This window comes from Halalkalibacter flavus (assembly GCF_036663575.1).
GTDB lineage: Bacteria > Bacillota > Bacilli > Bacillales > Bacillaceae_D > Halalkalibacter > Halalkalibacter flavus.
This window is the reverse complement of record NZ_JAWRVK010000448.1, coordinates 1-229: the sequence shown is the minus strand read 5'-3', so window position 1 is coordinate 229 and position 229 is coordinate 1. Positions and strand designations below refer to the sequence as shown.

1 pseudogene is annotated in these 229 nt (G+C 36.2%); it reads left to right on the top strand.

Features of this window, described 5'->3' with window-relative positions:
- Positions 1–229: pseudogene (locus SAY88_RS25745) on the top strand (TetR/AcrR family transcriptional regulator); the annotation flags it as partial.

Genomic DNA, 229 nt, shown 5'->3' with positions numbered 1-229 from the left:
AGCCTTCCCCTCAGGTTCAAAACCTTAATAAACAAAGTGAATTGATGCTTAAACAAACAACCCATTTAATCGAAAAAGGCCAGGAACTTGGTCAGTTTAAAGATGGAAGTGCTACGGAAATGGCATTTTACTACTTTGCTTCGATACAAGGGTTAACGATGATAAAACTTACAATGAGTGAACGATATATTACGCCAAGTCCCCAAATAGTGACAGCATTTTTAATAAA